Here is a 14,172-nt window from a genome sequence, read left to right on the forward strand (position 1 = left end):
CACGCTTGGCGGCCAAGTGGTTGAAACGGTTGATCACGCCTTGCGATCATGCTGAAGTTTGATCGCTGAACGGGGTTGTAAGAGTGCCCCGCGACAGGACTTGATGGTGGACTCAGGACAATCGCCGGGTACGAGCGGCGGCACGGGGGCTGTGTGGCGGGCCGAGCGGCATGGCGGTCCCGATGAGGCGGTGGCAAGCGGTGGTGTGCCGGCGCCGCCACGATCGCGCTTGGCCGATATCGCCGATCAAACGGTGATCCGTACCGGTGGCGAGGAATCGAACGGCGATGTCACCGCCACCTCGGGTGACACCGCCGCGGTGAACGCCGCGCCGGTGGACGCCGGCGCTCCTGCCGACCGGGGGCCCGCCCTGCCTCACGTCGAACCGGTCGCCGAGGAGGAGGCGGCACGTGTGCAGGCGCGTCAGTCTCGGTTTCTTGCCGAGCTGGGCGAGTTCCGGCGGTCACGGGTGCTGGTGCCGGTGGGGACGTTGCCCGGCCCGAGCGCCGAGGAAGCCCCTTTGACGGTGGATATGGGCGCAGTGCGCTGGATCCTGGCCTTCACCGGTGAGGCGGCGCTGGCGCGGTATGCGGTGGCCCGAGGCGATGACGGACGGGCATGGCGCTACCGGAGCGTGTGGGGTGCCGCTCTCCTCGACGCGGTCGTACCGGCGGTGGCCGGGTCGGGGGTACCGTGCGGCGTGCTGGTGGACGCGGCGGACGGTGCACGCGGACTTGTGCTGGCGCCGGTGGCCGGAGTGGTGCCGGAGGCGGTGGCGGTGAACGGGCCGGAACATCGTGCAGCCGGGGAGGAAGGACGGTAATGGAGGCGGTTGCCGGTGGTGGCGGCGGGGCGAGTGCGGGTGGGTCTCCCGATCTGCGGGTCGTCGGGCTGGCGCTGATCGCCGACGGGATCGACAAGGCCCTCGGCGAGTTGGGGAAGCTGGGGCTGGTCAACGACGCGGGCCGGTCGGGCACGGGACGTGGTTTCGACGACCTCGAGATGGACGGTATGACCATCGGCGACGAAAGCGTCGGCGCCGTCTTCCACTCGTTCTGCGAGCGCTGGCAATGGGGCGTGAGGGCCCTGATCGACGAGGGGAACGCGTTCGCGGCGGGGGTCGGCCTGGCGGCGGGGACGATGTATCAGACGGACCAGACCGTGAAGAACTCGCTCAAGGTCGGCCTGAACTCCCTGGAGGGCAACCCGTACGCCTCCGAGCAGCAGATCGACCAGGAGAGCTGGGGCCGGTTGGCCACGCCCGGCTGGCTGCATCCGGACTACAGCGAGAAGTCGTTTCGAGACGGTCTCACGGCCTCGGAACAGACCCTCAAGGGAATGGGACGTGACCTGGCGACAGCGGAGACCGTGCCGGGCGTGGAGCTGGCGCCGACTCTCACCGGGATGGACCAGGACGACTACAACGCCGCGGTGAACGCATCGCTCGGCCTGAAGCAGGAGGGTCAGGGCTGATGTCGAGCTGGGGCAAGCTCGGGGGTGAGCTCCTGAGCGGGGGCAAGAGCCTCTACGACCACGCCAAGCGTGACACCGGGCGTCTGATCGACGACGGAGCCGACCTCACCGGCGACGCACTCGACAAGGTCGGTGCGCACGGCATGGCGCAGAAGGTGCGGCACGGCGGGGACCGGGTCGCCTCCTATCTCGGTGCGCACGTTGCCGAACGGCAGCTGGGGCCCGATGTCGAACCGGCCGATCTGATCCACGGCAAGCCGTCGACGATTCGTGAGAAGGCCAAGCACCTGCTGGTGTTCGCCATGGCCTTCGAGGAGGTCGGCGTGGGCATGAAGGCAGTCGACTCGGACGGCTGGAAGGGCGAGGCCGCGGACACCTTCCGTGAGAGGTTCGCTCTGCACCCCACCAAGTGGCTGCAGGCTGCGGCAGCCTGCCAGGAGGCGGCCACGGCGCTGAACGGCCTGGCCGACACCGTCGAATGGGCCCAGGGGCAGGCGCGGGAAGCGATCCGCCTGTACAAGCAGGGCAAGTCCGCCTCCGATGCGTACGGCGAGCAGGTCGACTCGTACAACCACAAGGTGGAACAGGGCAGCGACGACCCCGGGCCACGCCCTTCGGAGACGGATCCCGGCGAGCACGCGATGCAGGAGGCGCAGGACGTCCTCGACGCGGCCCGCAGGCAGCGGAACAAGGTCGCCGGTGAGACGGAGACCAAGCTGAGGGCTGCGCTGCAGCACGCGCCGAAGGAGCCTTCGGCCGTCCAGCAGTTGAAGCTGGACGGCGTGGATCTCCTGGCATCCGACTCCATCGACGCGGCGCACGTCTTCGGCGGCGTCGTCAAGGGGACGGCGGGCATCGTCAACTTCTTCCGCAGCCTCGACCCCATGGACCCCTACAACCTGACGCATCCGGCCGCCTTCCTGCAGAACAAGGTGCAGCTGCTCGGCGGCGTGGTCAGCATGGCCACGCATCCCGAACGCGCCCTGCAGTCGGCCTGGAAGTCGTTCTCGTCGGACCCGGGCAACTTCCTCGGGGAACTCGCCCCCCAAGCCGTCCTGGCCGTGGCGACGGACGGGGCGGGAGCGGCCGCGGACGAGGGAGTGCTCGCCGCCGACGGAGCGGAGGCGGCCGGCGCAGAGGGCGAAGTCGCACCTGGGGCGGCCGAGAGCCAGACTCCGGGCGACGTGGAGTCCGGGGGCACGGACCCGATCAACCTGGCCACCGGCAAGATGTACCTGACCCAGACCGACGTGACGCTCCCCGGTGCGCTGGAGTTCGCCTTCAAGCGCCGGGTGGAGTCGGGCTACACGTACGGCCGTCGATTCGGGCCGTCCTGGGCGAGCACGGTCGATCAGCGACTGGACATCACCTCCGCCGGTATCAGCTTCCTCCACGAGGACGGGATGCGGCTCTTCTACCCGCACCCGGCGCCCGGGCTGCCCGTCCTGCCCACACACGGCCCGCGCTGGCCCCTGAGCCGGGAAGTGGACGGCTACACCGTCACCGACCCGCAGACGCGGCAGGTATGGCACTTCACCGAGCGGAACGAAGAACTCGCCGAGCTGGTGCAGATCGACGACAGCAACGGCAACTGGATCACCTTCGAGTACGACGAGGCGGGAGTTCCCTCGGCCGTCGCCCACAGCGGTGGATACCGCCTGCGGATCGACACCACCGACGGGCTGGTCACCGGCGTACACCTGGTCGGCGGGGCCAACGACGGATCCGATCTCCAGCTGATCCGGTACCGGTACACGCAAGGCAATCTCACCGAGGTCAGGAACTCGTCCGGGCTGCCTCTCAGGTTCGGTTACGACGAGGCGCGCCGGGTGACCTCGTGGACGGACACCAAGGGACACGCCTACGCGTACGCGTACGACGACAGGGACCGGTGCATCGCGCAGGGCGGTACCGAAGGGCACATGAGCCTCCGGCTGTCCTACGGCGAAAGGGATCCGGAAACCGGGCTGCGCACCACGACGGCGGTCAACGGAGAGGGCGCGGTACGCCAGTACTTCGTCAACGACCTGCACCAGGTCGTCGCCATCGTCGATCCCGCGGGGAACACCAGACGCTTCACCCGCGACCGGTTCAACCGTCTGCTGTCCGAGACCGACGCCATCGGCCGTACGACGTCCTACCGGTACGACGACATGGGCAACCCGACGGAGATCATCCGCCCGGACGGCCGGCGAACGACCTTCTCCTACGATGATCGTGGACTGCTCACCCGAATGGTGCGCCCTGACGGGAGCACGGTCCGCCAGGAGTTCGACGACCGTGGGAACCGGACATCGGTTGCCGATTCAGCGGGCGGTGGCACCTCTTTCACCTACGACGCGTCCGGGCATCTTTGCGCGCTGCGCGACCAGCACGGCCGGGTGACCGAAATACGCTGCGACGCGGCCGGCCTGCCCGTCGAGATACGTGACCACACGGGCGGCGTCATGCGATACGAGCGAGATGCCCTCGGTCGCGTCATATCCATCACGGACCCCACGGGCGCGACCGGCGAGATGGAATGGTCCATCGAGGGTAGGATCACCCGCCGACGGAATCCGGACGGGACCGAGGAAGCGTGGACGTACGACGGTGAGGGCAACTGCCTCACGCACACGGACACGATCGGCGGAGTGACCCGTTTCGAGTACTCGCAGTTCGATCTGATGACGACACGCATCGAGCCCGACGGTTCTCGCTACGAGTTCGAGTACGACAAGGAACTCCGCCTGACCCGAGTGACCAATCCGCATGGGCTGACCTGGACCTATGAATACGACGCGGTTGGCCGACTGGCCGTTGAAACCGACTTCGGCGGCCGAGTCAATCGTTACTCCTACAACGCCGCCGGTGAGCTCATCTCGCGCACGAATGCACTCGGGCAGGTCGTTTCCTTCGAGCACAACGAACTCGGGCAGGTCGTACGCAAGAACGTCGACGGGGAGGTGATGGCGTACACCTACGACTTCACCGATCAGATCGCTCAGGCCAAGAATTCTCATACGGACCTGAGCCTGCTGCGCGACCGACACGGCCGCCTGATCTCCGAGCGGATCAACGGGCGGGAAGTGGCGTATCAGTACGACGAGTTCGGGAAACTGAGTCGACGCACGACGCCGTCGGGCGCCGAGACGGTCTGGCGGTTCGACGCGGCGGGACAGCTCAGCCGGCTCCTGGCGGACGGGCGTACCGTCACGCTGGAGCACGACCAGGTCGGGCGGGAAATCAGCCGGCGGTTCGACGAGTCCCTGACCATTTCCCGCTCGTTCGACGCAATTGGCCGACTGGCATCCCAGGCGGTGGACTGCTCTGCGGGGCGTGTCCAGGCCCGCGCCTACGAGTACCGCGCCGACGGCAGCTTGATCAAGGTCGATGATCAACTGAATGGCGTTCAACGGTTCGAGCTGGACCTGGCGGGCAGGACCACACGGGTCAGTGGACAGGGATGGGCGGAGGCCTACGCCTACGACGCGCTCGGTAACCAGGTGTCGGCGGACTGGCCCGCGCGCCAATTCGGAGACGACGGTTGCGGCGAGCGCGAATACCAAGGTGCCGATCTCCTGCGCGCCGGCCGGATCCGCTACGAGCACGACGCCGCCGGACGCGTGGTGCTCCGCCAGAAGACCCGGATCTCCCGCAAACCGGACACCTGGCGGTACAGCTGGGACGCGGAAGACCGGCTCACCCGGGTCATCACTCCGGACGGCACGGTATGGCGGTACCAGTACGACGCCCTGGGCCGACGCGTCAGCAAGCGGCGCATCGCCGAGAACGGCGTCGACGTACTCGAGCAGGTGGACTTCAGCTGGGACGGCGTCTCGCTGTGCGAACAGACGACGAGCTGGGGCCCCTCGGCCGACTCGGTGACCCTGACGTGGCATCTCAACGGAGCCGAAGCGGTTGCTCAGAGCGAACGCAGAACCATGGCCACCGCCTCGCAGGAAGAGGTGGATGCCCGGTTCTTCGCGATCGTGACCGACCTCTCGGGATCTCCCTGTGAACTGATCGACGAGTCCGGAGAGATCGCCTGGCGGTCGCGGGCCACGAACTGGGGAAAACGGTCGTGGTCGGTGCGGAGCAATGCCTATACACCGTTGCGTTTTCCGGGGCAGTACTTTGACCCGGAGACGGACCTGCACTACAACTATCTGAGGTATTACGACCCTGAAGTGGGCCGGTACGTCAGCCTGGACCCACTGGGGCTGGCTCCGGCGGCCAATCCCGCCACCTACGTGGATCGGCCGTCGGTCACCTGCGATCCCCTCGGTCTCGCACCGCAGAAGACCCTGCTCCCACCCAAGCCGTACGAGACGCCCAATCTTTCCCACTTGGCAAAGTATTTCAACCCCGAAGGGGGGATGAGTAACTGCACCTATGTGGGCGAGGCGTTCGACCGGTACCTGGCCGGTGAGGGCATCAAGCCCGTACCCGGTAACATTGGGTTCCAATCCCTGGACAGGCTCGAGAGTGTGTATGGACGAGACTTCAAGGACACCGGATTCTGGGATATGGTCGACCACATCCGATCTTCTGGCCACGGGGCTCGGGGTCTGGTGGCCGGAATGCCCGAAGACGGCCTGTACGGCCATGTGTTCAATGTCGTGAACCACCAGGGGCATGTGCTGTTTTGCGATGTGCAGACCGGGTTCGTCGACCCGATGCTTTACAAGACATTTAAGCTGATGAGGACCAACTGATGTACACGATGGACCAGGCGGAGCGGCTGGCGGCGGAGGCTCTGCGTCAGAAGTTTGCCGAGTGGAGCGATCAGTTCGCGCTTTTTGGCAACGGCGAATTCGCCACAAAAAAAGGTGAGTTCTTCTATTTTGGCTTCCAGTCCGTGAAGTACATCGAAACCCGGGACGACAAGTACTTCAACTACGGACCCAACTGTATTTCGGTGCACTGTGAGACGGGCGAATGCCGATTCCTCAACATTCATGAGGTTCTGGCGTTGAAGCCCTTCAAAGCGGGCTGACGGCAGCGCCTCGCAACGTATTCCGGGACGATGACGCGACGTCGGCTCTGAACCGGTAGGGCTTGCCCATGGGTACGAATCCAGCCGTAGATCGTCATGTGCCCGGGCTCTTGGGGGCTGTCTGGCGCCGGCGGAAACTCAGGTGGCCTCAACGCATCATCCAGGTAGACTCGGGCGGTGCCCGAGCTGAAGCTGTTGCATGCCGGCCATGCCCCGGCGGTCCTGGCCTTCGAGGTGGCGAACCGCGCCTACTTCGCTGCCTCGATATCCGACCGCGGTGATGAGTTCTTCGACCAGTTCGCCGACCGGTACAGCGCGTTGCTGGCTGAGCAAATGGCCGGCATCGGAGCCTTCTACGTGCTCGTGGCCGAGGACGGCTCGGTTCTGGGCCGGTTCAACCTGTACGACTTCGAGGACGGCGCTGCTGTGCTCGGTTACCGGGTCGCGCAGCACGTCGCCGGCCGCGGCGTGGCGACCGCGGCCGTTCGGGAGCTGTGCCGGCTGGCGGTGGCGCGGCACGGGCTGGGCACACTGCGGGCGGCCACCTCCCGTAACAATGGCGCGTCCCAGAGGGTGCTGATCAAGGCGGGGTTCGTCCCGGTTGGCCCGGCAGACCCGGCCGACCTCGGGGGCAAGCCTGGCACCTGGTACCAGCGCGACCTGGTGCTCCAGCCGTAGACCGGATCTTGTGGGTGGACCGGCTGTGGGAAGGCTGCGGCCACCCGCTGGTCATCGGTGTGTGGAGACTGAAGACCATGCGGTGGCCGCGGGTCACAGCGTGGATCCTGCCCGCTGGCAGAGGCGTTCGAGATTCTCATGGGCCGGACAGCGGTCCGGTTCTCACGGGTCGAACCTCGGCCTCGGGTGCGGGACTTGGCGCTGGGGCTGCTGTCGGATCTGCCGGGCAAGGACTGCTGGAGCATCGTGCGTGGGGACGCCGAGCGACCGTCCCAAGGAGAGCGTCCTCTGTCCGATGGATTCCCACGTGCGTGGGGACGACCACCTGACCTTCGCCCCGCCGCCAATCTACGCCGCCCGCCTCTTCGAGGCCCAGGAGGCCGGCGCCAGCGACGCCCCACTTCAGGAGATCGCGGCCGAAGCGCTCAAGGAGGTGTACTTCCAGGACGGCGGCCGCCGCGCCGGAAGCCTGGAAGAGGTCCGGTTCACGGACATCGAGCACCTCGAGTTCGACCTGTGGTAGCCGCTCCCCACCAGCCCGCGAGCCCCGGATGTGACCGTGCATCCGAGAGGGCGTATGCGCCCTTGATGTGGCGGATTGCGCACGGGCGTGATTGGCGAAGTCAGGGTGGCGCTGGACTGTGGCGACGGGGTCGTCCACTCGGCCGGCGAACGGCTCGGGGCCGCCTGTGCTCAGCAGCACCCGGCCGATGAGAAATGCCAGTACCCAGGCGGGCACGGGCTCGTTTACCGGTCATGATCAAGAAGATGACGGCTATCGCTGCGGTTTCTGCCGCCGCTGTGGTCCTGTTCACGCCTTCCGCCTCGGCGATCACCCGCCCCGGTACCACGGCCGCCCCTGCCGACCACGTCGTCAGTTCCGTGGGCACTGCCGTGCCAGATCATGCTCAGCGCACACTCAGCCTGATCGACGCTGGTCAGTGGCCGCCCCACGACAACTCAGGCACCCGTGGTGGTGAGGCGTGGCCGAACCGGGACGGCGTCCTGCCCGGGGTGGACGCCGACGGCAACCCGATTCACTACCTGCAGTGGGACGTCAACCGCAAGCAGCCGGGCCACCCTCGGGATTCGGAGCGAATCGTCACGGGCACCGATGGATCCGCCTGGTACACCGGTGATCGCTTGTTGACGTTCACCCGAATGCGCTGAGCCTCAGCCGCGACTGTCCGGACCCCCCTCAAGACTCGGGTGGAGGGGGAGAGACAGCCGTCGGATGCTCGGATGCGTGCCGACCGAGCGGTTCACTTGGCGGTTCCCACCAGTTGAACCGCTCAGACCGGACCAACGTGGTCCGGGGCCAAGGGAGCGGCCGGCCCTGCCGAACGACGCCAACTGCGATAGGCGGTGGTCCGGCCACTCAACCTTCGCTGAGAATGCTCAACCTTCGCTGCGACAGATCAGCGAGCACCAAGCCTTAGAACTCGCGCGGAATGGTCCAGCTGGTGAGCGTGCGACTGCGTGTGGTGTGACACCGTGGGCGACATGAGCAATTGTCGCGAGGAGGAAACGGCACTGGCGCGAGCGGTGCAGCTGCGGGAACAGGGCCAAGCCGGGCAGGCCCGGGAACAGTTGGTGGAGCTGGCCGACCGGTATCCGGACGATGCCGAAGTCGCCTATCAGACGGCCTGGGTGCACGATGTCCTCGGTCTGGAGGCTGAGGCTGTCCCGTTCTACGAGCGGGCCCTGGGCGGCGCGGGACTGTCGCGGGAGGATCGGCACGGGGCCTTCCTTGGGCTGGGGAGCACTCACCGGGTGCTGGGCCGGTATGGGGCGGCTGTGCAGACCCTGCGCCGCGGGCTGGAGGAGTTCCCGGACGATCCGGCCCTGCATGCTTTCCTGGCCATGGCGTTGTACAACATTGGTGAGGGCCGCGAGGCGGTGCGGCTGCTGTTGAAGACGCTGGCCGCCACCAGTGGCGACCGCCGGGTGCAGGACTACCAGCGGGCGATCGAGCACTATGCCGACGATCTGGACGGTGTGCGAGAGACGACCGAGGAGCCGCAGGGGGAGAAGAGTTGAGTCATCGGCGGCGCGGTGGGCGGCCGTCCCAGCGGTGAGTGGTCCAGGCTCGTCGGATCAGGCCGCGGACGGTGATGACGGTATCGGCGAGGTCGAAGAAGGCGTTGATCACAATGGTGCAGCGTTCGTAGCAGAGGGCCGGGCGGTGGAAGGCGTTCTGCCAGGTATGGGTGCGCTCGACGTGCCGGCGTCGGCTCGCCTGGGTCGGCCCTTTCTCGCCCTTGAGCGATCTGTCCGTGCAGTCCGCGCCGGTCGAGTTCGGTGCGGGTGCCGGCGGAGTCGGAGCCGGCATCGAGGTGCACGGTGATGTCGTCCGGCAGTGGTCCAAGCCCGCCCAGCAGGCCGAGAGTCGGGGTCAGGAGCGTGGAGTCGTGACGATTCGCTCCGGCCAGGACGCGGCCGAGTGGGATGCCGTAGCCGTCGGTCATCCCCGACCGCTTCATGCCCTGCTTGCCCCGGTCGACGGGAGAACGCCCGGTCGCCTCGCCCCTGTCCGGGGGCCTTGGTGATGGCGCCGTCCACCGCGATCCGGTCGAGGACCAGGCCGACGATGCGGTCGTAGGCCTCCATAAGGTCCACCGCGGGCCCTCCGCGGAGGGCCCGCAGCGGTGCACAGACGGTCCGAGCACCGCTGCCGCGTGGACCCGTTGGGGCCCGGCCGCTCATCACGCGGGCCGGTGGTCGGGCTGCGCGGTGTCCGCAGTGCCGCGGACACCGCCGCCCACGTGCTGCTCGTGCGTCCGGACCGACGGCGACCACACCGGCAGCCTCGTCGAGCACCCAGCACAGCGTCCTCCCCCTTTGTCACGGCCGGCCCCGCAAGGCTCGGACGATCTCCGCGACGGCGCTGAGGACCATGGCCCGGTGCTGCGACTGTGTACCCCTTACCGCAAACCGGACCACCAGCACCACCGTGACCGCCATGATGGCTGCGACGGTCACGGTGACGACAGAACCGGCCACCTCTGCCTGCATCGGCGTCTCCTTCCCTCGATCCCTCTCAGGCCCGAGGAAAGCGTGCGGACGCCAAGGGGGACACGGTTGTCGGACGCGCCGGACACCGGAGGGGAACGGTGCCCTGGTGGCCGGCGGTGTCCGGGTGATCGCACCGGACACAGTCAGGCGGGGCAGATCCGACGGGCAGCAAGGCGGGGGCGATGACAACACGAGGCAGCGGTAGCCGAATTGCGCTGGCCAGAGCGATGCAGGAACTGGAGACGGCGGCGGGCTGCACGCCGCGCTCGGTCACCCGCCCACGCAGCAGGGCGATTCGCCAGGCCAATGAGCTCTGCCGGAGCCGCGGGCTTCCGTTTCTGGTCGGCAAGACGGTCAGCGACTGGATCCGGCTGGGCCGGGCCGCAGAAGACTTCGAGCAGCTTTGGTGCCTGGTTGCCACCCTGCTGACCTGGTCGCGCGACTCCGACGGTGCCGGCTTTCCGGCGGAGCGGTCCACCCGCCGCTACTGGAAGCAGCTGTGGGAGGACGCCCGATCCGCGTCAACGCCAGCCGGCGAACAGGGTGTCGCGAGGCTCGGCAGCCCTGTGGGATGTCTCGACCCGGTGCGGGCGCTGGAGGTGCACCCGGCCATCGAGATCAACGGCAGCCACTCGGAGAGTCCGCTGCCGTTGTACATCCCGCGAGAGCACGACAGGCGCCTGTGCGAGGAGACCAGCCATGCCCTGCGCGGCAGCCGTTCGGTGATCCTCGTTGCGGACTCCTCGACGGGCAAGACTCGCGCGCTGTGGGAAGCGGTTCGGCAGTTGCCCGACGGATGGTTGGTGTGGCGGCCTCCCGACCGCCCGGCGCTGCTGGACGGGCTCGCCGATGGCCGGCCGCTCAGGCGGACCGTGGTGTGGCTCAACGAGACCCAGCGCTACCTGTACAGCCCCCACTCTCCGGCCGAAGGCGAGAAGACCGCAGCCGCCCTGACCGGTCTGCTGCTCGACCCGGAGCGCGGTCCGGTACTGGTCGTCGGGACGCTGTGGCGCGATGGTCACGCCCTCCTCAGCACCCGGCCGACTTCCCAGCAGGCGTTGGATCCGCATGCCCACGCCCGCTCCGTGCTCGCCGCGGCCACGGTCATCGAGGTGCCCGAGCAGTTCGACTCCGCCGCCCTCGCCGATGTTCGTCGTCGCGCCGGTGAAGACCCGCGGCTAGCCGACGCGTTGCGCTACGGCGGTGTCAGAGTCACTCAGTACCTTGCCGGTGCCCGGGAACTCCTCAACCGATACGACCACGCCCCGCCCGAGGCCCGCGCCCTGCTCGACGCAGCTGCCGACGCCCGGCGCCTCGGGCACAGCGAGGCCCTGCCCCGCTCGTTCATTGAGCCGGCTGCGGCTGCCTACCTGGATCCGGACCATTGGCGAACGCAGTCCGATGACTGGCGGGCGACATGGTTCAGGCGCGCTGTCGCTTACACAGGCCAGCCGTGCCGCGGTGTTCCCGGCCCGCTCCAGGCACACGTGCCACTGCCTGGTCAGGCCAACGATGCGGGGGACACCTACCGGCTGGCCGACTATCTCCGGTCGCACACCGCACGGACACGGCGGTTCATCGTGCCTCCCGCCGGCTTCTGGCAGGCGGCAGCCGAGCATCTGCATCGCCCGGAGGACCTCGCCGCCCTGGCAAAGGCTGCCCAGCACCGCCACCGCCTGCACATCGCGGACAGCCTGTACCGGGCGGCTGTGAACGCCGGAGACATCTCCTCGCTGAAGCAACTGACGTTGATGCGCCACTACAGCCCGGACCGAGAAGGCAGTCGGCGCATTGCGCTGCAGGCCGCGCGTGACGGCCACTTCGAGCCGCTGTCGTACCTGGCCGGCAACCTGGCAGTGCAGGGCGCGCCGGAAGAGGCCATGAAGCTGTACCGGACAGCCGTCGAGATGGGTCACAGCGTCTCTCTGTTGCCTCTGGCTCCGCTGGTGGAAACATCCGGTCAGCTTGAAGAGGCCGAGGAGCTGTACCGGGCGGCTGTCGAGGCCGGATACACCGACTCGCTCTTGGACCTGGCCCGCCTCCGTGAGGCGGCGGGAGACATCGCAGAGGCTGATGGATTACGCAGTGCCGCCGTCAAGGCCGGAAACATGGACGTGATGGACCTCGCCGGGATGTGGGAGAGGCGCGGGCAGCCTCACCGCGCCGAATGGCTGTACCTCGAGGCCGTTGAGGCCGGGTACTCCCGATACCTTCTCGATGCGGCACGGTTGCGCAAAGACGCCGGCGACCAGGAAGGTGCGGAGCGCTTCTACCGTTCGGCCGCCGACGCCGGATACTTCGTAGCCCTGACGCACATCGCGAAGATGCGGCAGGAAGCCGGGGATGAGGCAGGAGCGGCACGCCTGGCTGGCCAGGCCGCTCAGGCCGAACGCCGGTACCGTCAGGATCTGGCCGAGGGACGCCACTCCACTCCCGTGACCCATGGCCAGCACTTGGACACCTTGATCGGTCTGGCACAGCTGAGGGAGCAGGCCGGCGATCTGGAAGGTGCCGGACAGTTCCTTGTGCAGACGGCGGTCACCGGGTTTTTCGAACCCCTGATGGACTTCGCGCGACGCCTGGAACAGTCGGGCGATGGCGAGCGGGCCGAAGCCTTGTACCAGGCGGCCGCCGACGCCGGACGCCCTGATCTCCTGGCCTGTGCGGCGGTGCAGCGGGAGCGCGCTGGTGATGAGCCGACTGCCGAGCGGCTCGCCCTCCAGTGCGCCAAGACCGGAGGCACCAACGGACTCTGCCAAGTGGGCAGAGACCGCAGGGAGCGCGGAAACCGTGCCGGGGCCGAGTGGGCATTCCGCGCGGCAGCCAATGCAGGCAACGTTCCCGCTCTGATGGACCTGGCACAGCTCCGCAAGGAAGCCGGAGATCCAGAGGGCGCCGAGCAACTGCATCACGAGGCCGCCGCAGCCGGCTACGTGCCGGCCTTGATGCTCTTGGCAGCCCAGCGCGAGGGGGAGGGGAACGACAATGAGGCCGAACGGTACTACCGCGAGGCTGCTGCGCTCCGTGCGACCGCAGGGCCGGGCACGGGCTCCAATGACGCCCTCAGACCCCTCGCTCATCTGCGGGAAAGAACAGGCGACCAGGAGGGTGCCGAGCAGGCCGCCGAACAAGCCGACCACGCGGCCCGAACCGAACTGTTCCTCGGCCTGGCGAAGGCACGCATGGACCGAGGAGACACGGACGGTGTCAACAGGATCCTCGCCCGTGCCCTCGACTCCCCAGGGACAGCCCTTCTCCTCGCGCTTGCACAGCTGCATCAGGACAGCGGAGACCAGGACGGCGCCGAACGCATCGCCATGCGGGTGCTCGACGCCGGGCACAGCGAATTCCTGCGCTTCCGGCGGCCAGTAGAGACCGAGCGGTGGGCGCACATACGCCGATACGGGTTGAACGCAGAGGGAGGACCGGCCGACCCGTGGTTCTGACCGCCGTTGGTGCGCGCCGGGTGAAGAACGCCTCGTGCCTCTGCCCGGCCGGGACCCGCTGCCGGCCGTCTCCCGCCTGACACGCCACATCCGGGTGGCGCGGCGGCGGTACCGGGCGTGCCACCGGATCGGAGCACTGCGGCGCGTGCCGCCGGACGAGGGCCTGCAGCAGCGGGTGCGCACAGCGCATTTCGCCCGACCGGTAAGGCGATCCGAGAGCAGGTCGGCCCGCGGGTGGACACCGCGCTCGCCGCTGTCGACATCGCCGCGATCGTCTTCACCGTGCGGCGCACCTTCGCCCGCCGTCACGTCCTGGCCGAAGGCCGCCGGCACCTCATGGAAACCCTGCGCGGCCGCGCGTTCCAGCCCGGCCCGGACGGCTACATCGCCGGCAAGGCCCTCGCCCCCCACTCCCGCCGGCTCACTGTTCCCCGGCCCGATCGCCGGACCCCGGCACCGGCCCAGCTCACCTTCACCGCTGACTTCGCCTGGCACCGGTGGTGGATCGCTGGCACCGACGGCAAACCGCCCCGCGAGTCGAGCGGATACGAGCGTGCTCGGGTCGCCAGCCTCGCCGTGCGG

General features: G+C 68.1%; 9 protein-coding genes and 2 pseudogenes. 9 read left to right on the plus strand and 2 right to left on the minus strand.

Annotated features, from left to right (window positions below; all coding sequences use genetic code 11):
• Positions 1 to 229: 229 nt before the first annotated feature.
• The 8 genes and pseudogenes from AB0L59_RS28505 (at position 230) to AB0L59_RS28540 (ending at position 9,169) form a co-directional block, all read left to right on the plus strand.
• Positions 230 to 823 (plus strand): hypothetical protein, encoded by a 594-nt coding sequence (locus AB0L59_RS28505; RefSeq protein ID WP_365589088.1) that lies wholly within the window; start codon positions 230 to 232, stop codon positions 821 to 823.
• Positions 823 to 1,473 carry a hypothetical protein gene (locus AB0L59_RS28510; protein ID WP_365589091.1) on the plus strand — a complete coding sequence of 217 codons (651 nt, stop codon included), beginning with the start codon at positions 823 to 825 and terminating at the stop codon, positions 1,471 to 1,473. The genes AB0L59_RS28505 and AB0L59_RS28510 overlap by 1 nt, the downstream gene beginning before the upstream one ends.
• A complete protein-coding gene (locus AB0L59_RS28515; protein WP_365589093.1) occupies positions 1,473 to 6,170 on the plus strand; it encodes a putative T7SS-secreted protein in 4,698 nt (1,565 codons plus the stop codon). Before AB0L59_RS28510 ends, AB0L59_RS28515 begins: the two co-directional genes overlap by 1 nt.
• The gene (locus tag AB0L59_RS28520; RefSeq protein ID WP_365589095.1) at positions 6,170 to 6,451 is read left to right on the plus strand and encodes a hypothetical protein; all 282 of its coding nucleotides are present in this window, start codon (positions 6,170 to 6,172) and stop codon (positions 6,449 to 6,451) included. The genes AB0L59_RS28515 and AB0L59_RS28520 overlap by 1 nt, the downstream gene beginning before the upstream one ends.
• Before the next feature lie 177 nt (positions 6,452 to 6,628).
• Entirely contained in the window at positions 6,629 to 7,129 is a 501-nt protein-coding gene (locus AB0L59_RS28525) for a GNAT family N-acetyltransferase (RefSeq protein WP_365589098.1), read from the plus strand.
• 322 nt (positions 7,130 to 7,451) lie between these two features.
• A pseudogene (locus AB0L59_RS28530) lies at positions 7,452 to 7,652 on the plus strand (XRE family transcriptional regulator); the annotation flags it as partial.
• 233 nt (positions 7,653 to 7,885) lie between these two features.
• Positions 7,886 to 8,299: a ribonuclease domain-containing protein gene (locus AB0L59_RS28535; RefSeq protein ID WP_365589101.1), complete on the plus strand. Its 414-nt coding sequence runs from the start codon at positions 7,886 to 7,888 to the stop codon at positions 8,297 to 8,299.
• Between the two features lie 333 nt (positions 8,300 to 8,632).
• Complete coding sequence (locus tag AB0L59_RS28540) at positions 8,633 to 9,169, plus strand: tetratricopeptide repeat protein (RefSeq protein WP_365589229.1); 537 nt, start codon at positions 8,633 to 8,635, stop codon at positions 9,167 to 9,169.
• 1 nt (position 9,170) lies between these two features.
• Here AB0L59_RS28540 and AB0L59_RS28545 read toward each other — a convergent pair.
• Both AB0L59_RS28545 and AB0L59_RS28550 read right to left on the minus strand, forming a co-directional pair.
• Positions 9,171 to 9,739, minus strand: a pseudogene (locus AB0L59_RS28545) (transposase); the annotation flags it as partial.
• A 234-nt stretch (positions 9,740 to 9,973) separates the two neighbouring features.
• On the minus strand, positions 9,974 to 10,144 hold the full coding sequence (locus tag AB0L59_RS28550; RefSeq protein ID WP_365589104.1) for a hypothetical protein: 171 nt from the start codon (positions 10,142 to 10,144) through the stop codon (positions 9,974 to 9,976).
• 227 nt (positions 10,145 to 10,371) lie between these two features.
• On the opposite strand from AB0L59_RS28550, the gene AB0L59_RS28555 reads away from it, so the two are divergent.
• A complete protein-coding gene (locus AB0L59_RS28555) occupies positions 10,372 to 13,590 on the plus strand; it encodes a hypothetical protein (protein ID WP_365589107.1) in 3,219 nt (1,072 codons plus the stop codon).
• The last annotated feature ends 582 nt before the right edge of the window (positions 13,591 to 14,172 follow it).

It is taken from the genome of Streptomyces sp. NPDC052109 (assembly GCF_040680195.1).
Classification (GTDB): Bacteria; Actinomycetota; Actinomycetes; order Streptomycetales; family Streptomycetaceae; genus Streptomyces.